A 26,165-nucleotide genomic window follows, 5' to 3' on the forward strand; every position below is an offset into this window, starting at 1 on the left:
GGCAGGAGCAGGCGTTACATGCTGTTCGCGATACCGTCTGCGAGCATCTGGACCGCATCGGCAGAGGACATGTCCGAGTTGAAATGCGCCGTCACCACATCGGTGATCGCACCGGCCTGTGCGCCGCGCAGGGCCATGCCATGTGCATAGCTTGGCAGCAGCGCATCACCGTCGGAACTGGCTTGCATGTCATCGGCGGAAAGACGGGCGCAGTCGTCGAATTCATCCAGCGCTACATCGGTGCGGGCGGGGATCGACCCTTTGTTGAGGTTGAACACCTTTTGGAAGTTCTGACCGACGACCAGTTCAGCAAGCAGTTGCTGCCCGGCTTTCTTGTCTTCGCCATCGACGTCGAACATCGCGAAGCTGTCTACGTTGTAGAGGAAGCCTTCGCCCGGCGCAGAGGCACAGAGGAAGTCTTCGCCCGGCACTTTGCCTGCGGCCATAAACTCACCCTTGGCCCAGTCGCCCATGATCTGGAAGGCGGCTTCGCCGTTCATCACCATCGAGGTGGCGAGGTTCCAGTCACGGCCCGAGAAGTTGCTGTCGACAAAGCCACGCATGATGCGCATCTGGTCGAACACCGCAATCATAGCATCGGAAGTGAGTGTCTCTTTGTCGAGCTCTACAAAGGCCTTGCGATAGCCTTCTGGCCCGAGGATGCCCAGAGCCACAGCCTCAAAAACCGTGGCGTCTTGCCAAGCCTGTCCACCATGCGCCAGCGGGATGATCCCGGCCTCTTGCAGTTTCTCGGCGGCGGCGTTGAACCCTTCCCAAGTCGTCGGCATCTCAATGCCATTGGCGCTTAGTACTTCTGCATTGGCCCAGATCCAATCGACCCGGTGCACGTTAACGGGTGCGGCACACCATGTGCCTTCACACTTCATATGGCCGGCGATGGAGGCGGGCAGCACTGCGTCCCAGTTGTTGGCTTCAGCAACATCAGAGATATCGGCCAGAACGCCTTCTTCGTACCATTCCTGAATTGCGGGGCCTTTGAGCTGCACCGCCGTCGGCGCATTGCCCGACAGCACGCGGGCGCGCAGTGCGGTCATCGCCGCGTCACCACCGCCACCGGCCACCGGCATATCGGTCCAACTGCCGCCTTTGTCAGCGAATTCTTTTTGCAGAACGGCAACAGATTTGGCTTCGCCGCCAGATGTCCAATAGTGCAGCACTTCGGCGGTCGGTTCGGCAACAGCCGAAGTTGCTACAATCATCGACAGAGCAGAGACTGCCCCAGTTACATAGGCTTTCATTAGATGTCCTCCCGTGGAAATTACGGCCCTCCCAGACCGGATAACGGGAGACTGAGCCTGAAGGGCAAAGCATGCAATGCGGACATAGCGGGTATCTGCGCCCGACATGCATTTATTCCCGCCGCCCGTTACAGCTTGTTACTTAGCCGTGGATTTTGTTGCATCATACTACATAAACGAGGGGCGAGGCAGCGGTATCCCGCGCCAGCCTAAGGAGGAGAGCGGTTGACGATTCCCCGAATTCTGGTGGTCGATGACGACCCCGAAATGCGTCAGATGATGACGCAATTCCTCCGTAAACACGGGACAATCGCGCTGCCCGCTGCCACGGAAGCCGAGGTTGCGGCTCATCTCGAAGGCGGGCGGGTCGATCTGATTTTGTTAGACGTCATGCTGGGGGACGAAAACGGGCTCGATATCTGTGGGCGGCTGCGACAGGAGCAGGACGTGCCGATCATCATGGTGTCGGCCCTTTCGGCAGATCACCAGCGCATGGAGGGCTACGCGGTGGGGGCCGATGATTACATCGCCAAGCCTTTTAACCCCGAACTCCTGCTCGCCCGCGTAAAGGCCGTGCTGCACCGAACGCGGCGGTCGTCTTCGCTGGTGCATCGCCGCAACACCAAGACGTTCACCTTTTCCGGCTGGACCTATGACGCAAAGCACAACGAGGCGCGCTCTCCTACCGGGGTGCAGGTGTCCCTTTCCCGGCGCGAGACTGCCTTGCTGCGGGTGCTTCTTGCAAATCCCCACATACCCCTGACCCGCGAGGAGATCGCCGTCGCGCTTGACGTCACCGGCGAGGCAGAACCGCAGGGCGAAGGACTTGGTCGCGCCATCGACGTGCTGGTCGGGCGGCTGCGCTCAAAGATTGAGGCAGACCCCAAGCACCCCAAATTCCTCAAAACCGAACGCGGGGTCGGCTACGTTTTTGCGGTCGACGTGATGGAACAGGACACGTGATCAAGCGCCGCAGCCTTCGGACGATCGGCAGCCTCCTCGTTATCGCGGCCTTCATAGCGGGCGGGCTTGCCGTCTGGCTTTGGAGCAATTCAAATGCAAGCTGGCGGGCGCATCAGGAGCGGGCCTATGTCGCGGGCATCAACCTTTACTACGCCGTGCAAAACGGCACCGTCCCGGCCGAAGAGGTGCAAATTCGTGCCCTGTCACCGGAAGATCAGGTCCACGCCGCTAACGGGGCCTTTCGCCAGATTTCGCAGGCCCCTCACGCCGCGCGGGTGACCATCGTCTTGATCTCTGCCGACAGCGCCAACAGTCAGACCGGTGCGCCCCTCACCATGGCGATCCTGTCGCCCGACCTTACCTACAAACTGGCCGAGATTCCTAACCGGGCCTATCAAACGGCAGCGGAAAAGGCTGGCGAGGTGTTTCGACTGGTAGCCTCCTATTGCACCGATCCGGTCGTGCTTGCCCAGATGGGCAGCGCCCCGTGGTTTGAGATTGACGGCGCTTCGGTGCTCAACTGCGACGCAGCGCCCGCCGACCATCGCATGTGGGCAGTTCTTTTGGCCGCGCTTTCCATGGGGGTGATCCTCACGGTGATCCTGAACCTCTCGGCTGAGTTTTCTCAATTCGCCGAACAATTGCGCAGCCGCCGACGCATCGGTGGCCCGGCGAGCTATGAGTTGCCCGGACCACAAGAATTGCAGGAGATCGTCGCCGCCGTGAACAGTTTCCTCGAAGATGAGCGCCAGCAATTGTCCAGCCGCGCTGCCGTCCTTTCAGGGGTCAGTCACGACCTTGGAACACCCGCCACGCGGCTTCGGCTGCGGACTGCGCTGATCCCGGATTCCGAATTGCGCCAGAAGCTTGAGGCCGATATCGACAGCATGACAGGCATTATCGAAAGCGTGCTGACCTATACGCGGGCCGAGATGAATGTCGAAGCGCCCCGCAAGCTCTCGCTCGGCTCGCTGATCGATTCAATCGTCGCGGACTATCAGGATATGGGCAAGGATGTGACCTTCCGCGAAGGCTCTGACATTATTGTGCAAGGCGCGCGCTCGGTCTTCACGTCGCGGCAGGGCCAAAGCGTATTCGCACCTGACCGGGATGTTACCGTGATGGGGCGGCCGATCTCGCTTGAACGCGCGGTAACAAACCTCATCGAAAACGCCCTCAAATACGGTCGACGCGCCACCGTCGCGTTGGAAGCCGATGCCCAGACGGCAACGATCGTTATCGAAGACGAGGGCTCGGAAAGCTCTGCTGCGGATATGGAAGCTCTGATGGCGCCATTCCAGCGCGGTACCAACACAGCAACGATCGACGGTTATGGCCTTGGCCTTACAATCGTCGCGGCGATTGCGAAAATGCACGGTGGATCGCTGTCGTTCAAGGACACGCCCGTCGGCCTATCCGCCTGCCTTTTGATCGATAGAGGGTGATTAAAGAGGTTAATTGGTGCCGCGTTTGGAACATTCACAGTGACGAAATGCGCGCCGTTGCAATCGCTGCACTTTATCGCGATTGGCAGCATCGCCATAGGCGCAGGTATCTCAACGCCGTTGCGCATTTCATTGCGTTTTATGATGGCGTATTGGTCGATGTCACAAGAGTTCCCAGCACTGATTTCAATCGCGTCCATTGGGGTGGGCACCGCGAATTGACGTTTCGCCCGATCTGTCGACCTTCACTCTTCGGAAATGTTGCGCCATGCATGGCCGGTTTGGTGAAGCTACACTGCAGCGCTCGGCCGTGAAGCGAACGGCAGGTAAGGGCCGGTATTACCTGTCAAAGCGAGTAGAAAGTGGCTTGCCAACGTGACACTCGGCAGTCGAATACCCCGCAAGGGACTGGCATTGGCGGCGTGCTTGGCAAACCGGCCCTGAGGAAAATGGTTGCGACGATAGGCGGTGGGCCGATATTCCGGCTAACTGGCGCGGCCCCAAGCGTTGAGGAGCATTGGCAAAAGCTCTCCCAACCATAGGCTGGGCCTATTTGCTTGGAATCCGTGATCGGTATTTCTTCTGCGGCAATCAATGCTCAACAGGAGAGACCCAAATGAAAGCCCCCACCACCCTAATCAAAGGCGGCCTGCTGGCGGTTAGCCTTGCGGCCTTTGCACCGGTTGCCGCCTTGGCTGCCGATGTGTCCATCCGACTTGGCCACGTTCTGCCGGAAAGCCACAGCTGGCACACCGCTGCAAGCGGGTTCGCGGACGAAGTGAACAGCCGCACCGAGGGCCGCGTCGCGATTGAGGTCTTCCCTTCGGGCCAACTTGGCAGCGAAAAAGAAGTGATCGAGGGCCTACAATTCGGCTCGGTTCAGGCCGGACTGATCGGCTCAGGCTCGTTTCAAGGGATCGAGCCGCGCATGGGCATCATCGAGATGCCCTACGCATGGGGCGCCCGCGAACAGGCGTTTGCCGCGCTTGACGGCGATCTGGGTGCCGCGCTGGCCGAGATGATGGATGCCAAAGGCATCAAGGTTCTGGGTTGGTGGGAAAACGGCTTCCGCAACATCACCAATAATGTCCGCCCAATTGAAAATCCGGAAGACCTCGCCGGTCTAAAAATCCGCGTCACACCAGACAAGGTGCGGCTTGCTACGTTCGAAGGACTGGGCGCTGAGCCCGCACCGCTGTCCTTCGGTGAGCTATATTCAGCGCTGCAACAAGGTCTGTTCGACGCGCAGGAAAACCCGCTGGCGATCATCTACTCGGCCTCTTTCTTTGAGGTGCAGAAGTACGTCTCGCTGTCTGAGCACATCTGGGGGGCCGCGACGCTGACCATGTCGAGCGCGACGTGGGACAAAATCTCGCCCGAGGACCAGACCATCGTGATGGAGGCCGCCACTACTTGGGGTCTGAAACAGCGCGATATGGTTGCCGCCGCGAATGACGAGTTGATTGCGCAGCTTGAAGCGAAGGGCATGGCGTTCAACGAGGTCGACAAGGCTGCCTTTATCGAAGCGGTCGCGCCGATCTGGGAAAGCCAGAAGGACGTCTATGGCGAGGATCTTCTGACCATCCTTGACCAGTACCGCAAATGACCCTGCGGCCTGAAATCACAGAAGTTGCATCGGTGGAGCCGGTGCAACTTTTCGACTTTACACAGAAAGTGCTGTTTTCACCGGCGGCGCGCGGCGAGGGCTTTATCAAGCTTTCCGTGACCACCGGCCGAAAGGGTGCGAAGTCCACCGCGCACAGCCATCCCCGGGACGAGGTTACGCTCACACTTAAAGGAGAAGCGATCCTACGGGCAGGGGGCGAGGAATTCCACATGACCGAAGGCACCGCCGTGCGCTTGCCGCCGGGGCTCGATCACACGGTCGAGGTGATCTCAGACGAATGGGTCGTTGTCGCGGCCTATTGCGACGAATGCATGCTCTGTCGCGGACCGGAAGGATTTCTGAAACCATGACACTCGGGACCGGGTCGCTGCGCGCGGCCACTTTGATCGACCGTGCCGCGCGCTGGTTTGGCGCCGCTCTGGTGGCGGGGTTTGCCGCGATGGTCGTCTACGTCGTCATCTCGCGCTACCTGTTTTCCTCCACACCGCGTTGGGCTGAGGAACTGCCCCGGCTGGCGTTGGTCTGGCTCACCTTCGTGGGCGCGATCTCGGGCTTTGTGCGCGGCTCGCATTTTCGCGCCGGGCTGCTCGACCTGATCGTCATGCCGCCGATGCTGCGCCGTGGGCTGGCCGTTCTTGCCTGGCTGGCGAGCTTTGTTTTTCTGGTGGTGTTTATCTGGACGGGCTGGAAACTGACCGGGATCACTTGGTCACACCAGACGACCGCACTCTCGCTACCCGTAGGTCTGTTCTACCTCTCCCTGCCGGTCTGCTGCGGTCTCGCCCTTCTGGGCCTCATCCTGAAAGGGGGCCGGACATGAGCCTTGCGCTTGCTCTTCTTCTCGTGGTCTTCGTTGTATTGGTGCTGCTGGACGCGCCGATTGCCGTCGCGTTGGGCTTGTCGTCGATGTTCTACCTACTGATTGCCGATGCTGCGCCGATGATCGTTGTGGCCCAGCGGGCCGTGGCAGGGATCAACAGCTTTACGCTGCTGGCAATCCCACTGTTTCTTTTGGCCGGGCTGTTAATGGTCCATGGCGGGCTCGCACCCCGGATCATTGCACTGTGTTCGGCGCTCATCGGGCGGCGCACCGGCGGGCTGGCGATGGTCATGATCATTGCTTGCATGATGTTCGGCTCGCTTTCCGGGTCTGGCGTGGCCGATGTGGTGGCGATCGGGACGATGATGCTGCCTGCAATGCGCGACCAAGGCTATGCGCCGGGGTTCAGCGCGGCAGCTCTGGGCTGCGCGGGGTCGCTCGGCACCGTGATACCGCCTTCAATCGTGCTGATCGTCTATGGCACCGCCACCAACAGCTCAATCGGCCAACTTTTCGTGGCCGCGATCATACCCGGAATCCTTCTGGGCCTCGGGCTGATGTTGGTAGCGTGGTGGATTTCGCGCCGCAACGGATGGCAGGGCGGAGAGCCGTTTTCTTGGGGTGAACTTGGCCGTGCTGCCAAGGGCTCGATCCTCGCCATGCTGGCACCGATCATCATTGTCGGTGGGATCCGACTGGGGATATTTACCCCCACCGAAGCTGCGGGCATCGGCGTGGCCTATGCGCTTTTTATCGGCATTTTTGTCTATCGCGCGCTGAGCCTCAAGATGCTGGCCCAACTCTTGCGTGAGACTACGGAAATGACCGGTGTGATCTTGCTGGTGATTGCCGCGGCGTCGGTCTTTGGCTGGATCCTCGCTGCCGAACAGGTGCCGCAGATGGCCGTTGCAGGGATCACGCAGGCGACCGAAAGCGGCACTGTTGCCTTGCTGATGATGATGGCGGTCTTGTTGATCCTCGGCACGTTCATGGAAAGCATCGCGATCATTCTGATCCTCGCGCCGGTCTTCCTGCCAATCCTTGGCCACTACGGTATCGACCCCGTCTACTTTGGCATTTTGCTGACCATCAACCTTGCCATCGGCGCGAACACCCCACCGCTTGGCATTGACCTGATGGCCGCCTGTCGTGTGGGGCAAATTCCGCTTAGCGACTCGTTTAAATACCTCGTGCCGCTGCTTGGCGTGATGGTCGGCGTGTTGCTGCTTCTTGTCCTGTTTCCTGCTCTAATTACCGATCTTCCGGGCCTCCTGTTCTGATCCCGGCTCTCAAGAAAGAAAGTTTCTCATGTCAATAACTCCCGATACCCGCGTTGACCTCGATCGGTTCTGGTCGACCATTGAAGCCTCGGCAGAGATCGGCAAAGGCCGCCCGGGCGGGTTGTCGCGCCTGACGCTGAGCGATGACGACCAAGCCATGCGAGACCTGTTTCGTAGCTGGTGCGAAGAGGCCGGGCTGAGCGTCGAGGTGGACGCCGTCGGCAATATCTTTGGTCGCCGCGACGGCACCGATAACGACCTGCCGCCGATCCTGATCGGCAGCCATCTCGACACCCAGATTAACGGCGGGCGCTTTGATGGCATCGCAGGCGTGCTGGCCGGGCTGGAAGTGATCCGCAGCCTCAACGATGCGGGCCATGTCACCAAACGCCCTATCTTCGTTGTCGATTGGACCAATGAGGAAGGCGCGCGGTTCTCGCCGCCGATGGTCGCGTCGGGTTGTTTCATCGGAAAATACGATATCGATTGGGTGCATGACCTAGTCGGCGACGATGGCGCGCGCTTTGGGGATGAGCTGGAGCGGATCGGCTACAAGGGCGACCGCGCCTGTAAGGCGGGGGAGATCGACGCCTATTTCGAGCTGCATATCGAGCAGGGGCCGATCCTTGACGCAGAAAATAGGCAGGTCGGCATCGTCACCGGCGGTTACCCTGTGCGCGGCATGCGGGCGTCGTTCAAGGGCCAGACCTCGCACACCGGGCCGACGCCGATGGATCTGCGCAAGAACGCACTGGCGGCAGGGGCGCGCTGGCTGACGGCGGTGGACGACATTGGCTGGGATTTCGCGGTGCATGACGGCAAGGCCACCGCCGCACGGTTGACCGCCTGGCCCAATAAACCGGGCATCCTGTCGGACGAGGCCGAGGCGGTTTGCGATGTCCGGCATCCCGATCCGATCACGACCCGTGCGATGGCGGAAAAGATGCGCCGTGCGCTTTATGAATCCGCTGCGCGCTGTGGTTGCGAGGCGCAGATCGAAGATGAATGGGAATGGGGTGGCGACATCTTCGATCACGAGATGATCGACGGCATCCGCGATGAGGCGATCCGAATGGGTTTCAACTGGCGGGATATCCAGAGCCAAGCAGGCCATGACGCCTATTTCCTTGCCACCCATTGCCCGACCGCGATGATCTTCACGCCCTGCGAAAACGGCATCACCCACAATAACGAAGAAAATTGCACGCCCGAGAGTTTCGTCGCCGGGCTGAATATCTTGCTGCATGCCGTCGTCAATCGGGCCGATCGATGAGCGCATTGATCGGACATGAGGCGCTTGAAGCCGCGCTGGGCTGGCCCGATCTGATCGGGCAATTGCGCGACTGGTACTGCGGCAACGCGGTGCAGGCCCCGGACCGGCAGGTGCTGAGCATCGCTCAGCCCGATGGCAGCGAAGCCTCGCTTCTGATCATGCCCGCATGGGTTCCGGGTGAAAGCATCGGCGTCAAGGTGGTGACCTTTTTTCCCGGCAACGCCGCCAAAGGGTGCCCGACGATCAATGCAGGGTATCTGTTGTTTGATGGCGAAACCGGACAGATGCAGGCGGCGCTGGATGGCGACGCATTGACCGCGCGGCGCACGGCGGCGGCCTCGGCACTGGCGGCGGATTTCCTCGCACGTAAGGACGCCCGTCATTTGCTGATCGTCGGCACCGGGCAGCTTTCGCTCGCCGTGGCGGCGGCGCATTGTGCGGTGCGGTCTTACACAACGGTGTCGATATGGGGGCGCAGCCGCGAAAAGGCGGTGGCTGTCGCCGAAGCGCTCCGCGCACAGGGTCTGCCTGCGCAAGCCGCGCGTGACCTCGAAGTGGCGTGCCGAGCCGCGGATGTGATCAGCACAGTCACCGCCTCGACAGCGCCGATCATCCATGGCCACTGGCTCAAACCCGGCAGTCACCTTGACCTGATTGGTGCCTTTAAGGGTGATATGCGCGAAAGCGACGATCAGGCGATCACGCAGGCGGAGCTGTTCGTTGATCTGCGCGCCGGGGCCTCTCTGGCGGGTGACCTTGCTCAGCCGCTGGACGCAGGGCAGATCACGCCGGGCCACATCCGTGCCGATCTGGCCGAATTGTGCCAAAGGGCGCATCCGGGCCGGAGGGATGACACAGCACGCACCGTTTTCAAATCCGCAGGCATGGCGCTTCAGGACTTGGCTGCGGCCAACCTAGCGCGCGATCACGCCATATCGGGGTAAAGCGCCAGTAGTTCCTCCGCGATATCGACGAATTTCTGCTCCGAGGGCGACAGCTTCTCTCTCGGGGCATGCACGAGATAGACATCGGCGCCGATGGCCTCGTCGGTGATCTTGAGCGGCCAGAGATCGCCGCGCCGGATGTCGTCCTGCGCGGTCATCAGCGGCAGGATGCCAACGCCAAGGCCGGCCACGATCATCCTGCGAACCTCTTCGATGTTGGTGCTCAGCCCGTTGATGCGGCTGCCCAGCCGGGTGCCTTCGCGCAGAACCGACATCGGCTCGAGCCCCATGCCTTCGGTGGCGCAGGCGAAGCTGATGAAGGGCTCGTGCCTGAGATCCCGCAGTGCCACGGTCTCCTGCCCGAAGAGCGGATGCTCGGCACCGCAGAAGACAAGGAACTCTTCTCGAAATAAGCGGATCGACGGCAGATTGACCAACGGTTTGGCCAAGAGGCAAAATCCGATCGTGCCGCGCCCCTGTTGGATCGAGCGGACGATGGACTGGCTGTTCTGGACCTCGCTTTGAAAGGCCACGGAAGGATAGCGCTGATGATAAAGCCGCAGCAACTCGTCCAACATCGGTGACACCAGATTGCTGATGATCTGATACCGGACCTGCCCCCGTTCCTCTTCTTCAGCATTTCGCACCAGAAGGCTGATCCGCTCGGCACTGTGAAAGATATCGCGGCATTCCTGAAAAATCTTGTCGCCGCGTGTCGTCAGTTCGAAATGGCGGCTGTCGCGGAAGACCAACTGGCAATCGAGTTGTGCTTCGAGCTTTTGCAGCGCATTGCTGACCGAAGGCTGGCTTAGGCCCAGCTGCCTGGCCGCCTTGGTGATGCTCTGCTCTTTCGCAATCATGTAGAACATGCGCAGCAGGTTCCAGTTCAGGTCGGATTGCGATTGGGTGATCATGGGGGCGACTCGATTTTGTTCGGGTTGGCTGAGAATGCCCTATTTTTGGTCACTGGCCACATAGTCAATGCGAATGCCTGTGATTGACAGCGCCTATGTAGCGCAACTGTGCGCTTCGCCCGCCGTCGGATAGGCTTGCCGCTCATTTAATCGGAAAGCGAAAAGCATGAGCATCACACGACTGCACCCAGGCCCGCGCATGAGCCAGGCCGTCATTCACAACAACACCGTCTACCTCGCCGGCCAAGTCGGCACCGCCGGTGCGGATGTCGCCACCCAAACCCAGGACTGCCTGAACGCCATCGACTGCCTGCTGGATCAGGCAGGCAGCAGTAAATCCAAGATGTTGCAGGTTATTATCTGGCTGGACGATATGGCAAATTTCCAAGAGATGAACGCGGTTTACGACGCATGGATTGATCCTGCCAATCCGGCCGCGCGCGCTTGTGGCGAGGCCAAGCTGGCCACGCCTGACTACAAGGTTGAATTCATCGTCACCGCGGCGGTCTGAGCACCGCATCCCGGCCCGGGGGTTATGCCTGTCATAACTCTCGGCTATTTGACCCATTAGCTCTCTCGCCGCCATCCTTTTCCTAGAAAACAGGCGACAGGACAGAGCATGACACCCCAACTCGACCTCTCGGACATCGAAACGGCGACGCTGGGCCATTTCCTTGAAACCGGCTTCATGGCGCCGTCGCTGCAGGGGCTGTTGCCCGGCCGTCGGGTATTTGGCCCGGCGCTGACCGTGCGCATACAAGGCGACGATGGCGCGATGCTCACCGATGCACTCTCTGCCGCGAAACCCGGTCAGGTCATTGTCATCGACCGTTGCGGCGATCTGCGCCATGCCTGCTGGGGCGCGGTTACCACCGCCGCCGCCAAGGCGCGCGGCGTGGTGGGCGCGGTGATTGATGGCTTTGTCACCGACCGGTCCGCCATAGAGCACGAAGACTTCCCCGTCTGGTGCCGCGGTCGCTCGCCAATCACCACCAAGCCGCGCCGGCTTGGCGGCGACTTCAACGTGACCGTGGGCTGTGGCGGTGTCTCCGTCCGGCCTGGCGACATGATCCTCGCCGACGAAAACGGCGTTGTCGTGTTGGACAAGAAACAGGCCGCAAACCACGCGGCGCGCGCCCGCAAGATGCAGGAAGACGAGGTCGGGATTCTCGAACGCCTGCGCGCGGGCGAGACACTGGCCGACATCACGCGGGGCGCAAAGCAGCCTTCCTAGAACCGGAAAACCGGCACCACCTTTCTTCACTTCACTCAACCGACAGAGAGACCCATGATTCAAACTGTATCTAGAAAACGTTTCACCGGGATGGCGGCGCTTGCCGCCAGCACAGCGCTGATGCTGGGCACGCCCGCATTGGCCGACAAGGCATCCAATACGCTCAACGTGGCCTTCGCCGCCGAACCCGAGCCGCTTGACACCTATAAGATCGCCGGTCGTCAGGGCCTGATCCTCGCGCGGCACATCTATGACGGGTTGCTTTACAAGAACCTCGACACGGGAGAGATCGTGCCCGCCTTGGCGGAATCTTGGGAATTCACCGGCCCGCTGACGATGGAGTTCACTCTGCGTCAGGGTGTGAAGTTCCACAATGGCGCCGATTTCACCGCCGCCGACGTGGTCGAAACGCTCAACACCGTGATCACCCCGGAATACGGCACCCGCTATTCGATTTCGGTCGACTGGATCGACAACGTCGAGATGCTGGGCGATTACAAGGTGCGCATCAATATGTCCAAGCCCTTTGCCGGCGCGGTCGAGATGCTGGCCGATGCGCTTCCGATCTATCCGCATGAGTTCTTTGCTGAAAACGGGTCTGCCGGGATAGCCGCCACGCCGATCGGCACCGGGCCGTACAAGCTGGTGAGCCAAGAGCCGGGCATTCGATACGAGATGGAGCGGTTCGAAGATCACTACGCTGGCAGCCCCAAGGGTGGCGCGACCATCGACAAGATCACCGTCCGTACCATCCCCGAAATGAACACCCAGTATGCCGAGCTGATGTCGGGCTCGCTTGACTGGATCTGGCGCATTCCCCCGGATCAGGCGTCGCGTCTGGAAGGCCGGGTTCAAATCATCAGCGCGCCGATCATGCGCATCGGATATGTGGGTTTTGCTCCAGAAGCGATGGCAGGCGACACGCCGATTGCCGACAAGAAGGTACGTCAGGCGCTAATCCATGCCACCAACCGAGGCGCGATTGTCGAAGCTTTCGCGGGCGGCGCCTCCGAGGTGCTGAATACCCCCTGCAACCCGGCCCAATTCGGGTGCGCGCAGGACGTTGCGGCCTATGAATACGACCCGGAGAAAGCCAAGGTTCTGTTGGCCGAAGCAGGCTATGAAGACGGCTTCGAGATGGAAATGGTGTTTGCCGCCATGCCCCGCCCGACGGCTGAGGCGGTGGCTGCGGACCTCGCGAATGTCGGCGTGACGCTGGAGTTGAACGAACAGCAATATTCCTCGGGTATCGGCAAGTGGCGCGCCAAGGAGCTTCCGGCGTTCTTTTCGAACTGGGGCAGCTACGGCATTGGCGACACGGCGTTTATCCTGTCGAACTTCTTTGGCGGCGGCGCGGACGATCTTGTGCAGGACGCCGAACTGGCTGAATGGCTGACCGAGGCCGATACCGCATCCGACCGCGAGGTGCGCGCCGAGAACTACGCCAAGGCCGTCAAGAAGGTCGCGGACGAGGCCTATTGGATGCCGATGTACAACTTCAACGTCAACTACGGGCTGTCCAACGATCTGAACTTCACCCCGCACCCCGACGAGTTCGCCCGTTGGTGGGCGGCCAGCTGGCAATAGGCTGACCCCGCCAGCGGAACAGGGCCGGGCGGACCGCTCCCCACTGTCCGGCCCCTATTAATGGAAAGACCCATGCTCTCTTTCATCTCCAAACGCTTGGCCGTGGCGCTGCTGGTCTGTTTGACCGTTTCGGCGCTGAGCTTCGGGCTGATGTTCCTGTCGGGCGACCCGGCGATTGCCATCGCGGGCTCCGGCGGCAGGGCTGAGGACGCCGAGGCGGTCCGTATCGCCTATGGCTTCGATAGGCCGCTGATTGTGCAATATCTCGATTGGATCGGCAGCGCGCTGACCGGAAATTTGGGGCAGAGCATTTATTTCAACGTGCCGGTGACCGAAATCATCGGCAACCGTGTCGGCGTCACCCTGACGTTGGGGTTCGTCTCCTTCATCGTTGCCTTGGTGATCGCCGTGCCCTTGGGCGTCGCGGCGGCGCTGAGGCCGAATGGCTGGATTGACCGCCTCGCGCTGGTGATCGCCGTCTCGGGACAGGCGATCCCGAGCTTCTGGCTGGGGCTCATGGCCATCGTCGTCTTCGGCGTCTGGTACGGCATGGTGCCGATTTCAGGTGCGGACACGTGGCAGGGCTACATCCTGCCGGTAATCGTGCTGAGCTATTACGCCATTCCAGAACTTATGCGGATCACCCGCTCGGGCATGATCGATGTGCTGGCCACAGAGTACGTCCGAGCGGCCAAAGCCAAAGGGCTGCCAATGCACTTGGTGATTTCACGCCACGCGCTGCGCAACGCGGTGCTGCCGCTGGTATCGCTGGCGGCCGTGCAACTGGGCCAGCTTCTGTCCGGGTCCATCGTGATCGAGAGCGTTTTTGCGCTGAACGGGCTGGGGCGGCTGGCTTGGGAATCGCTGCTGCGCAGTGACCTGCCGGTGATGCAGGCGATTATCCTGATCCTGTCGCTGCTCTACGTCGTTCTGACCACACTGGCCGACATTCTAAACGCTGTACTTGATCCGCGCCTGCGGGGGGCTTCCTGATGTCCGAAGTCACCATGGAAACCGCACGGCCCAGCCTTTGGCGCAAGATGCGCGGCAACACCGGGGCGCTGATTGGCGGCACGCTGCTGGCGGGGATCATTCTGATCGCGCTGTTGGCGCCGTTGCTCGCCCCGCATGACCCGATCGCGCAGGACCTGACACGCCGCCTTCTGCCGCCGTTCTGGCATGACCGTTCCGTGCCCGAACACCTTCTGGGCACCGATCACCTTGGCCGCGATTACCTGTCGCGCCTGATCTATGGCGCGCGGGTGTCTCTGGGTGTGGGGCTGGGGGTTATCCTCGTCTCGGGCGCCATCGGCATCACGCTGGGCCTTCTTGCAGGTTATTTTGGCGGCTGGATCGACATGGTTATCAGCTTTGCCATCACAACCCGGCTGTCGCTGCCCATCGTGCTGGTCGCACTGGCGGCGGTGGCACTTGGCGGCGCGTCGCTGATCACGCTGATAACGGTTCTGGGTCTGCTGCTCTGGGATCGGTTCGCCGTCGTCACCCGCGCTGCCGCACAAAGCCTTCGGCATCAGGAATTCATCATGGGCCTGCGGGCCATCGGGGCGAGCCGAACCCGCATCCTATTCCTCGAGATTCTGCCCAATATGCGCGCCACGATCCTTGTCGTCGTCTCGCTGGAGGTCGCAAACGTGATCCTTCTGGAAGCCGCGCTCTCCTTCCTCGGGCTGGGGGTGCGCCCACCGACGCCAAGCTGGGGGCTGATGATTTCCGAGGGTCGCGACAATATTCTGTTTGATCCGTGGCTGATCGCCCTTCCCGGATCGGCGCTCTGTCTGCTGGTGCTGGCTGTGAACCTCTTTGGCGACGGACTGCGCGATATAACGGGACCTGCACGGAAATGACCGAGATGATGCTTGATATTCGCAACCTGCGCGTTTCGATCCCCACCGACCGGGGCATCTTGAACGCGGTTCGCGGGGTGGATCTGCAAATTGCCAAGGGCGAGACGCTCTGCCTTGTGGGCGAGTCGGGCTGCGGCAAATCGCTGACCGCGACCTCGATCATGGGACTGCTGCCGCGCTACGCCAAGGTCACATCCGACCGCTTTCAGATGGCGGGTCAGGACCTGACCACGAGGACCGATGGCAAGCTGGCAAAGCTGCGTGGCCGTGACGTTGCGATGATCTTTCAGGATCCGACCAGCGCGCTGAACCCGACGCTGACCATCGGGCGACAGCTGACCGAAGGCGTCGTGCGCCACGAAAAGCTGAGCCGTAAGGACGCTGACACCCGCGCCATCGAGATGCTCGACCGCGTGGGCATCGCCAATCCGGCGGCGCGGCTGACGCAATATCCGCACGGGTTCTCCGGCGGCCAACGCCAGCGCATCATGATCGCTTCGGCGCTCATGGGGCGGCCCGGACTGCTGATCGCGGACGAGCCGACGACCGCGCTGGATGTAACCATTCAAGCCCAGATCTTGGCGCTTCTGGGCGAGCTGCAAAGCGATCTTGGCCTATCGCTTTTGCTAATCACGCATGATCTGGGCGTGGTCGCGGCCATCGCTGACGATGTCGCGGTGATGTACGCCGGACGCATCGCCGAACGCGCGCCCGCCGCTGACCTCTTTGCCGCGCCGCGCCACCCCTATACCCAAGGCCTACTTGCTGCGATCCCGGTGCCGGGCGTCACCCCGCGCGGGAGCGAATTGCCCGCCATTCCGGGGCGCGTGCCGGGGCTGATCGGCACAATGCAGGGCTGCGCCTTTCGCGACCGCTGCGCCCTTGCGGGACCGGGCTGCATCAATGACCCGGTGCCGCGCGTCGACACCGGTCCCGGCCATTTCGTTGAATGTGTCAAGGCAGCGGAGGTGGCAGCATGACGCCCCCCATGATCCGAATGACCAACATCCGCAAAGCCTACCGTCTGCGCCGCGGCATGTTCGCTCCGACCGAGGAGCTGGTGGCGGTCAACGACCTGTCGCTTGAGGTGTCCGAGGGCGAAACGCTTGGGCTCGTCGGCGAATCCGGTTGCGGCAAAAGCACGGCGGTCAGCATTATGCTGGGCCTGTTGCAGCCAGACCAAGGCGAGGTCGAGATCGCGGGCCAGAAGATCGGCGCCATGCCGGTGGCCGACCGCGTGCGGCTGATCCAACCGGTGTTTCAGAACCCCAATGCCTCGCTCAACCCGGTCAAGCGCATTCAGACCCTCGTCGGCCAGCCGCTGCGCCTGCACGGCGGCACAAATGTCGACGCCGAGGTCAAGCGAATGCTCGATCTGGTGGGGCTGCCCGCGCGATTGGCCGATGCCTATCCCGGCGAGCTTTCGGGCGGGCAAAGGCAGCGTGTCGCCATCGCCCGCGCGCTCATCCTCGGCCCACGTGTGCTGATCTGTGACGAGCCGACCTCGGCACTTGATGTCTCGGTACAGGCGCAGATCATCAATCTGCTGCTTTCGCTCAAGAAAGAGCTTGGCCTCACGATGGTTTTCGTCAGCCACAATCTGGCCGTGGTTGAGCATTTGGCAGACCACGTGGCTGTCATGTACCTTGGGCAAAAGATTGAAGAAGCCGGAACCGATACACTTTTCGAAAATCCCTGCCATCCCTATACACGTGCCCTTCTTGCCGCGACCTTGTTGCCGGACCCACAGGTAGGGCTGCCGGAACAAAAGCTGGGCGCGGCGGCGGCGGACCCGTTTGCCGCACGCCGCGGGTGCCTTTTCGCGCCGCGCTGTCCGGATGTGCGGGAAGGCTGCGTCAAAGGCCTGCAAGAGCTCCGGGAGTTGCGCGACACCCATGTCAGGTGCGAGCGGGCGGCATGACGTCGTGTTCCTTCTGCGGCTGAACCACGCCGGTGAGCATTTCGGCAAAGCGCTGTTTTGCTTTGCGTGCAGGAACGAGACCCGCAGCCCCGAGCCCTTCGCCAAACATAAGGGCAGGCTGCGGTAAATCGCGATCAATCGGCAGAACCTGCGCGAGGCGCTAGGCGGTAATCCCCCCACTGAAGCGGACCACCCCTGCAGGCCGGTCTTGGCAAGCTTTTTGAGCAACGCCACTCACGTAGACTTCTTCGACAGCGCGGTCGTCCCCCATGATTTGCAGCACGAACAACTCCTCCGCGAGGCTCTCGGCGCGCTCCATGCGCAGGGCCATCGCGCTTGTGGCAGATGAGTTCAAGATCACAACGTCTGCCTCTGTTCCCGATGCCAACGTACCGATTTTGTCCTCCAGACCCAGAACATTGGCGTTGCCTCGTGTCGCCCAATCGAAAGCTTGGAGCGGATGCATAGATTGCCCCTGTAGCTGCAGAACTTTATAGCCCTCCTTCAGGGTTTGGAGCATCGAATAGCTTGTGCCCGCGCCCACGTCCGTCGCAATCCCGCTCTGAACACCACGCGCAGTTAGGTTGGGATGATCAAACAGACCGCTGCCGAGAAAAAGGTTCGAAGTGGGGCAGAACACGGGATGCGCGCCGGTTTCCGCCAGCGCGTCAACCTCTCTAGGTTCGAGATGAATGGCGTGCCCTAACAGTGTGTTGTCCCGCAACAGGCCGTAGGACTGGTACACATCCAAATAATCACGCGCCTGCGGATAGAGCTCTCTGGTGAAGGCGATTTCATCTTTGTTTTCGGACAAATGCGTCTGGATGTGGCAGTCAGGATGCTCCGCACCGAGCGCCATCGCCGTTTCCATCTGCTCTGGCGATGACGTGATGCCGAACCGGGGCGTTATGACATAGCCGTTCCGGCCTTTGCCGTGCCATTCGGAGATCAACGCCTTTGTTTCATCATACCCTTTCTGCGGCGTGTCGAGAAGATCGGCTGGCGCATTGCGATCCATCAAGACCTTACCGCCCAGCATCCGCATATTGCGCCGCGTCGCTTCTGAGAAAAAAGCGTCCGCCGAGGTCTTGTGAACCGAACAATATGCGGCGGCGCTGGTCGTGCCATGCGCAACCAACTGGTCAAAGAACGCCTGTGCCATGCGGTGACTGTGGTCTTCGCAGGCAAAGCGCGTTTCTTCCGGGAAAGTGTAATTGTTGAGCCAGTCCAGCAGTTGCGAACCCCATGAGGCGATCACTTGCACCTGCGGAAAATGAATATGGGTGTCGATGAAACCTGCCATCATCAAATAGGGGCGGTGATCCGTGATCGGCACATCGGGGGCTTTGGCCAATATACTGTCGAAGGGACCACTGTCTTGAATGATGCCATCGCTGATCAACAAACCGGCATCTTCAAGGTAGGTGTAGGCTTGGGTATCAGAGCCATCTTGCGGCGCGCGGTGAAAGGTCAACAGGCGACCGCGAAGCAGTTTTTGGGTCATAGGTTTCTCAAATCTAGGGAAGAGTTTAGAGGGGCGGCGACCTGCCGCCCATCGTTTGGTTACGCCTGATGGGCGGGCATATCTTCATCCATGAAGTCTGGCTCATCGGGCACAACAATGCGGTGCTCTAGGTCCTCTTTCGGTGCGACCAACGGATATAGGTACATGAAGGCGCCGACGATCAAGTAGCCTATGGTGATCGGGTCCAGCTGCGGCAGTTGCAGCTTGTAGGAATGAATGATCCCGACCGACGACATCAAAGACGCTGCGATTGCAAAACCGCCTGCCATTTTGAAGCGGCCGTCAATGATGTCAGCGACGATCGCACCCCAGATAAGTCCGGTGATAATCGCCCCCTGACTAAGCGCCAGATGGCCTTCGTAATGTGCGCCTTCCATCAAAAGCGCAGCGGTGAGCGCTTCGTCACCCAAAGATGGCAGACCCTCAACGCCGGAACTGCGCAGGGCATTCATCAACGAACCCCACTTGGTCACCAAGAAGGCCGAGATATGCGGCAGGATGGCGAAGGACACGGCGGCCATATGCATCGGCTTTACCGCCCATGCCGTATTGGTGATCAGGCTGACGGATACGAAGACCAAGACCGGTGCGGCCGCGGCAACCGGGATCAGACCTGCAAGGAACGACAAGAGCCCGACAAATGCGGCAGCGGCGATGACGACAGCAACACCAATGATATAGCCCGCATGTGCGTCAAGCCGTTTGTAGGCGGGATGGCCGATGTAGACAGTCGTCGGAAAGGGCGATCCAAAGAGTGCGCCCAGCATCGTGCCCGCCCCATCGGTAACCTGACACAGACCGACCGGATAGTGGTCGCCTGCCGCTTCCGCAGATTCCACGTTGTTCATGGTTTCGATGAAGTTGTAGATCTGCACCGGGATCAGCACGAGGAACAGTTCAGGGTTCGCGAACAGGTACTGAATGCCGGCAAGTAGATCGCCGATGTAGGGAACCGGCGGGTAGAACCCGATTCCGCTTACGTCAACTTTGGACTCCCCCAAGACAATGGCGATCACTGTACCCGCAGCGATTGCCACCAGACCGGCAGGCAAGTTGCCCGGAAGGCGAAACCGTCCGATCAGCCCCCATAGGATGAACAACAACGACGTGAAGGCGATGATCGGGCTTTCGAAAATCTGCGCCAAGGGCACCGAGCCGATAAACACAAGCGCGATGCCGCATAGGGTGCCTAGCATGCCCGCGCGCGGCGTGATCTCTTTCAACCACGGCCCGACGATAGCCCCAAGTGCAGCGACGACACCGCCCATGAAGCCAGCCCCGATGCCGACCTGCCATGCCAGCAACGGGTCGTTCGTGGCCCAGTAGATTGGCCCGATGACTCCGAACAGATAGACGAACATCACGGGTGTCGAGATGCCATAGGGCAGGGCGGTCACGTCTTTGCCCTGTTTGTTGGCTGCCCATTTGGCCATATAGGTATAGACCGCAACACCGGCCAAAATGGCGATGGCCGCGCCGGGTACGATGCGGCCAAAAACGATTTCGGGTGGCATCTGAAAAACGAACTGGCAAACGCCAGTCAGGATCAGCAAGTTCACAAGGTTGTCGGTAAATAACGCCCAAAAAGCGTTAAAATCGCTGCGTGCAAACAGCTTGTAGTTATAAATCCTCCCGTCCATGACGGTCTCCTCCACTGATAGGGCGGAACGCCTCTGGCCAATCAGGCCAGTCTCCCCGTTCGGCCCAGATATGCGCGCCCGTGGGGCGCTTCTATTGCCCCGATCGGGGCGGTTGCGGCAGTTTCAGTGGTCAATTCAGCGATCACCTCGGCAACCACGAAGGCTGCAATGACGCTGGGCCGCTTGTCGCGGCTACCGCATGCCCCAATGGGGCAATTCAAATGTTCGATCGTTTGGCCGTCGCAGTGCATGCGCGCCCAGTTTTTAAATTTTGCGCGCTTGGTCGCCGAGCCGATCATACCGACGTACAAGGCATCACCCCGTTCCAACGCGGCGGAGGTCAGCAGAAAGTCTAACGCATGATCATGGGTCAGAACGATAAAGGCACTGCCTGCTGGCGCGCTCCAGATATCGGCCTCTGGCAGCACGCTGATACGGGTCTCTACCGCTGCCGTATTGAGAGCGATCTCCTCGGTTCGGGTGTCAATCAGGATGCATCTGACGGGCAAATGTTGAAACAGGTCGGCCAAGGTCCGCCCGACATGACCGGCCCCCATGACATAGACATGAGGCAGGGCGGCTTTTGTCTCGCGAGCCCGGTCCGCTGCGGCGCGCTTGTCTGATGACCGCATCCGCGTCAGGCGGATTTCGACCCTTCCCCCGCAGCATTGGCCGATCTCAGGGCCAAGCGGCACGTCCAACTCTCGCACCAAATCTCCGCTCTGCAGCATGTCCCGCGCTGCTTGGATGGCCAGAAATTCCAGCTGGCCACCGCCTATCGTTCCCCAAAGCCCTTGGGCAGAGGTAAACATCTCAGTTCCCTCGTTCCGGGGGGAGGAACCACGCACGCGGGTCAGTGCGACGCGAATGACCGATGCATGTGCCGCAAGAAATTCATCCAAAGAAACGGCGTTATTCGACATGGTTCACCCCTCGGCCTGCAACCGTGCCACAGCCAGCAACACCCGTTCCGGCGTGGCCGGCGCATCAAGACGCGGACACGCGCGGTAGTTGGCCACCGAAGCGACAGCCATCGACAGCGCTTCGAACACCGAAATGCCAAGCATGAAGGGCGGCTCTCCTACCGCCTTGGAGCGCTTCACGGTCAGTTCGCGGTTCTCCGACCAGTCGGCGAGGTTCACGTTGAATATGCGGGGGCGGTCGGAAGCGAGGGGAATTTTATATGTAGAGGGCGCATGGGTCCGCAGTCGTCCGGCATTGTCCCACCATAACTCTTCGGTTGTGAGCCAGCCCATGCCTTGGATGAACGCGCCTTCGACCTGGCCTTTGTCGAGCGCCGGATTGAGGGAACGGCCCACATCATGCAGGATGTCGGTACGCTCGACACGGTATTCGCCCGTCAATGTGTCGATTGTCACTTCAGAGCATGCTGCCCCGTAAGCATAGTAATAGAACGGACGCCCTTGGCCTTTGGCGCGGTCCCAGTGAATTTTCGGCGTCTTGTAGAAACCGGCCGCCGAAAGCTGCACGCGGGCAAGATAGGCCTGCTTGATGAACTCCGCAAATGTCAGGATGTCTTTGCCAATAAACACATGATTGGCGTGGAAACTTACCTCTTCTGCGGTAACATCCCAAGTTCTTGTCGCAAATTCGACCAACCGCGCTTTGATCTGTTCCACCGCGTTGAGCGCGGCCATGCCGTTCAGGTCGGTTCCGCTGGAGGCAGCGGTTGCTGACGTGTTCGGCACTTTCTCAGTGGTGGTTTTGGTAATCTTGATCTGCTCAAAATCGACCTGAAACGCCTCGGCGACAATCTGTGCCACCTTGGTGTTCAACCCCTGACCCATCTCTGTGCCGCCGTGGTTCAGGTGGATCGAGCCGTCGTTATAGACATGCACCAATGCGCCAGCCTGATTGTACCACGTGGCCGTGAACGAGATCCCGAACTTGACCGGGGTCAGGGCAATCCCCTTTTTGAGCACCGGCGAGGTCTCATTGAAGGCCATGATGTCTTTGCGGCGCTGGCGGTAGTCAGAGGTGGTTTCCAACTCCTCGACAAGCCGTTCGAGAATGCAGTCTTCGACTTTCTGATGATAGGGCGTGATGTCTCGCCCTTTGCCGCCGTAGAAGTTCGCCTTGCGCACGTCCAGTGGATCTTGGCCTGTGGCATAGGCGATCTCTTCGATAATTCGTTCAGCCGCCACCACACCCTGCGGGCCGCCAAAGCCACGAAAAGCCGTGTTGGAGACTGTGTTGGTCTTCATCGGATGGCTTTCAAGCCGCACATTCGGGTAAAAATAAGCGTTATCGGCGTGAAAGAGGGCACGGTCGGTCACGGGGCCCGAGAGGTCGGATGAAAAACCGCACCGTGCAGCAAAGCTGCCATTCACCGCTTCGATGCGTCCCGCCGCGTCGAAAGACACATCGTAATCGATTACAAAATCGTGGCGTTTCCCCGTAGCCGTCATGTCTTGGTCCCGGTCGGGGCGGATCTTCACGGCGCGGTTCCACTTTTTCGCCGCCATTGCGGCTACAGCGCAGAACAGGTTCATTTGGCTTTCCTTGCCGCCGAACCCGCCGCCCATGCGGCGCACGTTCACCACAACCGCATTCGAGGGCACGCCGAGAACTTGAGCCACCATATGCTGCGCCTCGGAGGGGTGCTGGGTGGAGGAATGAACGATGATATCATCGTCTTCCCCGGGAATGGCCAAGGCGATATGCCCTTCGAGGTACATGTGGTCCTGTCCGCCCACAGCAATCCTGCCCTTGATCCGATTGCTGGCGGTTTCCAGCGCCCCATCGACATCGCCGCGTTCGAGTTTCAACGGAGCGGTGACGTGTGGGTATCCCGCCTGTTGCGCCTGAATGGGATCAAGCGCATGGGGTAAAACATCACAGTTGATCTTGGCTTTTTCTGCGGCGTGGCGCGCAATGTCCCGTGTCTCTGCGATCACCGCAAACAGGGGTTGGCCATGAAATTGAATCAAATCAGTGGGGAAAACTGGCTCATCCTTCAGTCCCGTGGGGCTTAGGTCGTTGACGCCTGGCACATCCTCGGCGGTTAGGATGCCGATCACGCCCGGAGTTGCCAGAACATCGGTATAGTCGATGTCCAAAAGCGTCGCATGGGCAACATCCGAGACACCTAGATAGGCATGCAACGTGCCTTCGGGCAGCGTAATGTCGTCGGTGTAGTCTGCCGCGCCAGTGACGTGTTTTGACGCGCTGTCATGAATGCGGTCGCTGTGGGCGGTGCCGGTAATGGAAACGTTGTCTTTCATTTTTGCGTCTCCTTGCTTTAAGCGTTGATGAGTTGAACGGGAGCGGCGCTTTGCGCATCCTGTTCCAGATAAAAACGGCGCAGAAGATTCTGAGCAGAGAGCTTTCGATACGCCGCGGAGGCGCGCCAGTCCGTAAGCGGTTCGAAATCCTCGGCCAGCGCTGCTGCGGCGGCCTCGAAGTTTTCTCGCGTCCAGCGCTGACCATTCAGCGCAGCTTCTGCCGCCGTTGCACGTTTAGGTGTCGCGGCCATGCCGCCAAAGGCAATGCGGGCATTGCTGATGACGTTTCCGGTTACCGTCATATGGATGCCAACGGCCACCGACGAGATATCCTCGTCGCGCCGTTTGGAGATTTTATAGGCGGCGTTCAAATCATCGGGGCCGGGCAGGGGAACCTGAATGCTCTCGACAAATTCCGCCGGTGCGCGGTCCTGCTTGCCATAGTCTATAAAGAACTTTTCAAGAGGCACGTTTCGACGGGCAGCACCGTGGCGGAGCGTGATCTCTGCGCCAAGCGCGATCAGGACGGGCGGGGTATCACCGATAGGAGAACCGTTGGCGATATTGCCCCCGACCGTGCCCATGTTTCGCACCTGCCATCCCGCGATACGGTTCCAATAGGGGAGAAGATGAGGCAGGTGCTCTGACAGAATGGCCTGACAATCGGTGTAGCTGGCCCCAGCCCCGATTTTTAGCTGCCCTCCCTGACGCTCAACTGTTTTCAGCGCGTTCAGATGGCCGGTGAAAATCGCGGGCCCGATTTTACGCAGAAATTTTGTCACCCAAAGCCCGACGTCTGTGGACCCCGCCACGATGGTTGCGTTCGGGTAGCTCAAAAGGCAATCGGCCAGATCATCCACGTTAGCCGGGATGATGCTCAGGTTGTCTTTGGGTCCGGAGACGATGCGCCTGCCATGCTGAAGCGCTTGCAGTCGCGTCGTTATCTGCGCGGGTTCGGCATTCAGAAGATCCGATGATGGCGTGCCATAGCGCGACACGGCCACCGCTGCCTTGATGATGGGCTCATAGCCGGTGCAGCGGCACAGGTTCCCCTGTAGGGCCGTCTCAACCTCTTGCGATGTTGGTTCGGGCGCCTGCATCCAGAGCGCATAAAGCGACATGACAAATCCGGGCGTGCAGAAACCACATTGGCTCCCGTGATGTTCAATCATTGCTTCCTGAACAGGGTGCAGCCGACCTTTCGGGCCGGAGAGATGCTCGACCGTGACCACATGACAACCGTTGATCGAGGCCAGAAACCGAATGCAGGCATTGATGGGCTCATAGACCAGCCCGGCATTGCCAAGCCGGCCCACCAGTACGGTACAGGCGCCGCAATCGCCTTCGGCGCAGCCTTCTTTTGACCCGGTCAGACGGCGTTCGAGCCGAAGAAAGTCCAAAAGCGTTTGGCTGGCTGAAACGTCGTCCAGCGCCACGTCTGTGCCGTTGAGAATGAAACGGATGTCGCGTTGATAGTCCAAGGGGTGCCTCCCAATCGCCAGTCTGGCTGTGATCGTCGCCGCTACGATAGACACAGTTGTTTAGGTAAAAAAATCACCGGAAACGCTAAATACTTTCAACAAAACGTTGAAAATTCATCGGACCTTGGGCATGTTCATGTGGAAGGGGGGGCGCCGTATGTCTTATATCGAAAGCTTGCGCGTCTTCGTTCGCGTGATGGACTTGGGAAGTATCACCGCGGGCGGGCGGGACCTGAGGCTGACGCCAGCAGTCGCCAGCAAGCGTTTGAAAGAGCTAGAGAAACATCTCGGCGTGCGCCTGTTTAACAGGACGACCCGCTCGATAACCCCGACAGAGGTCGGTACCGTTTTTTACGATGAGGCCCATGCTATTTTGCAGGCGCTGGATAACGCCGAGGCCCGGGTCGCCAGCTTTTCCGACGCCCCGCGAGGGGCCCTGCGGATCACGGCACCGCTTGGGGTCGGGCGTCGAATAGTTGCACCTTTGGTCCCGGAATTCTCTGAAACCTATCCTGATACTGAGATAAGGATGCGGCTGTCCGACCGACGGGTAGACATCATGGCAGACGGGCTCGATATCGCCTTCTTCATCGGGGAGCCGAGTGATTCCACGATGAAGCTGCGAAAGTTCGCGGATTGCGATCGGGTCTTATGTGCCTCTCCGGATTATCTTTCGCGTTGTGGAACGCCGATGACGCCTGACGATCTTCACGATCAGGCGCACAACTGCCTCTTGCTGCGGTATCCAAGATCGCCAGAGTATTATTGGACACTTCAGACCGATATGGGCCCCCGAAAACTGGAGGTTCGCGGTCGGTTCGATGCCGATGACGGTGATGTACTGACCGATTGGGCGCTGGCCGGGCGTGGGATCATCAACAAGCCGCGCTTTGATGTGCGTGAACACCTCAAGTCGGGACGACTTGTTGAGGTATTACCGCACACTCCGCCAAAGCCGACCATTTTTGGCTGCCTGTATCCCCACAAAAAGCTTCAGGATCCAAAGGTTCGTCTGTTCGTTGATCACATCGCACGAAACAGCAAACGCTTCTTCGTCTGAGTTCGACGCCCGTTCAGCGTTGCACTCTGGTGTGACGGATGGCCGGGTGCCTGCCGCCGCGCCAAAGGTTTTTTGCCAATTG

23 protein-coding genes are annotated in these 26,165 nt (G+C 60.1%); 16 read left to right on the forward strand and 7 right to left on the reverse strand.

The genetic code is table 11. The features are described from left to right. Window positions 1–14 precede the first annotated feature (14 nt). On the reverse strand, window positions 15–1,259 hold the full coding sequence (locus B5M07_RS04015) for an ABC transporter substrate-binding protein (protein ID WP_120350316.1): 1,245 nt from the start codon (window positions 1,257–1,259) through the stop codon (window positions 15–17). A gap of 225 nt (window positions 1,260–1,484) precedes the next feature. Here B5M07_RS04015 and B5M07_RS04020 point away from each other — a divergent pair, with 225 nt between their 5' ends. From B5M07_RS04020 to B5M07_RS04055, 8 genes are all read left to right on the forward strand, one after another. Further along, window positions 1,485–2,222, forward strand: a complete 738-nt coding sequence (locus tag B5M07_RS04020; protein ID WP_120350317.1) for a response regulator transcription factor — start codon at window positions 1,485–1,487, stop codon at window positions 2,220–2,222. Beyond that, the gene (locus tag B5M07_RS04025) at window positions 2,219–3,667 is read left to right on the forward strand and encodes a sensor histidine kinase (RefSeq protein WP_120350318.1); all 1,449 of its coding nucleotides are present in this window, start codon (window positions 2,219–2,221) and stop codon (window positions 3,665–3,667) included. The genes B5M07_RS04020 and B5M07_RS04025 overlap by 4 nt, the downstream gene beginning before the upstream one ends. A 616-nt stretch (window positions 3,668–4,283) precedes the next feature. Beyond that, a complete protein-coding gene (locus B5M07_RS04030; protein ID WP_120350319.1) occupies window positions 4,284–5,273 on the forward strand; it encodes a TRAP transporter substrate-binding protein in 990 nt (329 codons plus the stop codon). Then, window positions 5,270–5,644, forward strand: coding sequence for a cupin domain-containing protein (locus B5M07_RS04035; protein ID WP_254693954.1), 375 nt, complete (start codon window positions 5,270–5,272; stop codon window positions 5,642–5,644). Before B5M07_RS04030 ends, B5M07_RS04035 begins: the two co-directional genes overlap by 4 nt. Then, the gene (locus B5M07_RS04040; protein WP_120350320.1) at window positions 5,641–6,114 is read left to right on the forward strand and encodes a TRAP transporter small permease; all 474 of its coding nucleotides are present in this window, start codon (window positions 5,641–5,643) and stop codon (window positions 6,112–6,114) included. The genes B5M07_RS04035 and B5M07_RS04040 overlap by 4 nt, the downstream gene beginning before the upstream one ends. Next, the gene (locus tag B5M07_RS04045) at window positions 6,111–7,394 is read left to right on the forward strand and encodes a TRAP transporter large permease (RefSeq protein ID WP_120350321.1); all 1,284 of its coding nucleotides are present in this window, start codon (window positions 6,111–6,113) and stop codon (window positions 7,392–7,394) included. Before B5M07_RS04040 ends, B5M07_RS04045 begins: the two co-directional genes overlap by 4 nt. A gap of 28 nt (window positions 7,395–7,422) precedes the next feature. After that, window positions 7,423–8,667 (forward strand): Zn-dependent hydrolase, encoded by a 1,245-nt coding sequence (locus B5M07_RS04050; protein WP_120350322.1) that lies wholly within the window; start codon window positions 7,423–7,425, stop codon window positions 8,665–8,667. Next, a complete protein-coding gene (locus tag B5M07_RS04055; RefSeq protein WP_120350323.1) occupies window positions 8,664–9,611 on the forward strand; it encodes an ornithine cyclodeaminase family protein in 948 nt (315 codons plus the stop codon). The genes B5M07_RS04050 and B5M07_RS04055 overlap by 4 nt, the downstream gene beginning before the upstream one ends. Here the strand turns inward: B5M07_RS04055 and B5M07_RS04060 are convergent. Then, window positions 9,593–10,525 carry a LysR family transcriptional regulator gene (locus B5M07_RS04060; RefSeq protein WP_120350324.1) on the reverse strand — a complete coding sequence of 311 codons (933 nt, stop codon included), beginning with the start codon at window positions 10,523–10,525 and terminating at the stop codon, window positions 9,593–9,595. The genes B5M07_RS04055 and B5M07_RS04060 overlap by 19 nt on opposite strands. 166 nt (window positions 10,526–10,691) lie before the next feature. Between B5M07_RS04060 and B5M07_RS04065 the strand changes: the two genes are divergently transcribed. From B5M07_RS04065 to B5M07_RS04095, 7 genes are all read left to right on the forward strand, one after another. After that, window positions 10,692–11,036, forward strand: coding sequence for a RidA family protein (locus tag B5M07_RS04065; RefSeq protein WP_205570901.1), 345 nt, complete (start codon window positions 10,692–10,694; stop codon window positions 11,034–11,036). A gap of 108 nt (window positions 11,037–11,144) precedes the next feature. Further along, entirely contained in the window at window positions 11,145–11,759 is a 615-nt protein-coding gene (locus tag B5M07_RS04070) for an RraA family protein (protein ID WP_120350326.1), read from the forward strand. A 54-nt stretch (window positions 11,760–11,813) separates the two neighbouring features. Continuing rightward, entirely contained in the window at window positions 11,814–13,346 is a 1,533-nt protein-coding gene (locus B5M07_RS04075; protein WP_120350327.1) for an ABC transporter substrate-binding protein, read from the forward strand. A gap of 72 nt (window positions 13,347–13,418) precedes the next feature. Further along, window positions 13,419–14,339, forward strand: coding sequence for an ABC transporter permease (locus B5M07_RS04080; protein WP_120350328.1), 921 nt, complete (start codon window positions 13,419–13,421; stop codon window positions 14,337–14,339). Then, window positions 14,339–15,211, forward strand: coding sequence for an ABC transporter permease (locus B5M07_RS04085; protein ID WP_120350329.1), 873 nt, complete (start codon window positions 14,339–14,341; stop codon window positions 15,209–15,211). Before B5M07_RS04080 ends, B5M07_RS04085 begins: the two co-directional genes overlap by 1 nt. A 5-nt stretch (window positions 15,212–15,216) precedes the next feature. Continuing rightward, window positions 15,217–16,191, forward strand: a complete 975-nt coding sequence (locus B5M07_RS04090) for an ABC transporter ATP-binding protein (RefSeq protein ID WP_120350330.1) — start codon at window positions 15,217–15,219, stop codon at window positions 16,189–16,191. Then, the gene (locus tag B5M07_RS04095) at window positions 16,188–17,132 is read left to right on the forward strand and encodes an oligopeptide/dipeptide ABC transporter ATP-binding protein (RefSeq protein WP_120350331.1); all 945 of its coding nucleotides are present in this window, start codon (window positions 16,188–16,190) and stop codon (window positions 17,130–17,132) included. Before B5M07_RS04090 ends, B5M07_RS04095 begins: the two co-directional genes overlap by 4 nt. A gap of 160 nt (window positions 17,133–17,292) precedes the next feature. Here B5M07_RS04095 and guaD read toward each other — a convergent pair whose 3' ends face one another. Genes guaD through xdhA form a run of 5 tightly spaced genes read right to left on the reverse strand, consistent with a single transcriptional unit; the run spans window position 17,293 to window position 25,023 of the window. Further along, window positions 17,293–18,636, reverse strand: coding sequence for a guanine deaminase (gene guaD, locus B5M07_RS04100; RefSeq protein WP_120350332.1), 1,344 nt, complete (start codon window positions 18,634–18,636; stop codon window positions 17,293–17,295). Window positions 18,637–18,695: 59 nt separating this feature from the next. After that, on the reverse strand, window positions 18,696–20,297 hold the full coding sequence (locus tag B5M07_RS04105) for a xanthine/uracil/vitamin C permease (protein ID WP_120350333.1): 1,602 nt from the start codon (window positions 20,295–20,297) through the stop codon (window positions 18,696–18,698). A gap of 41 nt (window positions 20,298–20,338) precedes the next feature. Beyond that, window positions 20,339–21,220, reverse strand: a complete 882-nt coding sequence (xdhC, locus tag B5M07_RS04110; protein ID WP_120350334.1) for a xanthine dehydrogenase accessory protein XdhC — start codon at window positions 21,218–21,220, stop codon at window positions 20,339–20,341. 3 nt (window positions 21,221–21,223) lie between these two features. Further along, the gene (gene xdhB, locus B5M07_RS04115) at window positions 21,224–23,542 is read right to left on the reverse strand and encodes a xanthine dehydrogenase molybdopterin binding subunit (RefSeq protein WP_120350335.1); all 2,319 of its coding nucleotides are present in this window, start codon (window positions 23,540–23,542) and stop codon (window positions 21,224–21,226) included. Window positions 23,543–23,559: 17 nt separating this feature from the next. Continuing rightward, window positions 23,560–25,023 carry a xanthine dehydrogenase small subunit gene (gene xdhA, locus B5M07_RS04120; protein ID WP_120350336.1) on the reverse strand — a complete coding sequence of 488 codons (1,464 nt, stop codon included), beginning with the start codon at window positions 25,021–25,023 and terminating at the stop codon, window positions 23,560–23,562. Between the two features lie 157 nt (window positions 25,024–25,180). On the opposite strand from xdhA, the gene B5M07_RS04125 reads away from it, so the two are divergent. Next, entirely contained in the window at window positions 25,181–26,083 is a 903-nt protein-coding gene (locus tag B5M07_RS04125) for a LysR family transcriptional regulator (RefSeq protein ID WP_120350337.1), read from the forward strand. Window positions 26,084–26,165 lie beyond the last annotated feature (82 nt).

Source organism: Sulfitobacter sp. D7, from assembly GCF_003611275.1.
Taxonomy (GTDB): domain Bacteria; phylum Pseudomonadota; class Alphaproteobacteria; order Rhodobacterales; family Rhodobacteraceae; genus Sulfitobacter; species Sulfitobacter profundi.